Source organism: Mesorhizobium sp. M5C.F.Ca.IN.020.29.1.1, assembly GCF_003997375.1.
Taxonomy (GTDB): Bacteria; Pseudomonadota; Alphaproteobacteria; order Rhizobiales; family Rhizobiaceae; genus Mesorhizobium; species Mesorhizobium wenxiniae.
Window position 1 is genome coordinate 1 of sequence record NZ_RZSW01001114.1, and the last position, 728, is coordinate 728.

Below are 728 nucleotides of genomic sequence, written 5' to 3' on the forward strand. Positions count from 1 at the left end.
TCCATGCCCTGTTGCGCGCTCACCGGGCCAACGTGGTCGGCGTTCCCTATACGCCGTCGGGGCCGGATATCGAGCTGTTTGCGCAGGCGCTGCTCGAGCACCGGCCGCGCCTCTACATCACCAATTCTGCGCTTCACAATCCAACGGGTGCAATTCTGTCGCCGGTCGTCGCCCATCGATTGCTCAAGCTCGCCGACCAATCGGATCTGACGATCATCGAAGACGATATCTTTGCCGACTTCGAACACACGCCCGCACCCAGGCTGGCGGCGTTCGACGGCCTTGGTCGCGTCGTCCATATCGGCAGCTTCTCCAAGACGCTTTCGGCGTCGGTGCGCTGCGGCTTCATCGCGGCTCCGCGCGACTGGATGGAAGGGCTGACCGACCTGAAGATCGCCACGTCCTTCGGCGGCGGACGGCTTGCCTCCGAACTGGTGCTGACGCTGCTGAAGGACGGCAGCTATCGCAAGCACGTGGATTTGCTGCGCACGCGGCTTTCACGCGCCATGGCTGAGACAAGCACCCGCCTGAAGGCAATCGGCATCACGCCGTGGATCGACCAGCCGGCCGGCATGTTTTTGTGGTGCAGCCTGCCGGAAGACGTGGATGCAGCTGAAATGGCCCGCCGCGCCTTGTCGGCCAATGTCGTTCTGGCGCCCGGCAATGCGTTCAGCCTGTCCCAAACTGCGAGCCGTTTCCTGCGCTTCAACGTCGCGCAGTCGGCAGAC

At 63.7% G+C, this 728-nt stretch carries 1 protein-coding gene; it reads left to right on the forward strand.

The features are described 5' to 3' along the window. The coding region (locus EOA85_RS36565; RefSeq protein WP_164760193.1) for a PLP-dependent aminotransferase family protein at window positions 1-728 on the forward strand (728 nt) is incomplete at both ends.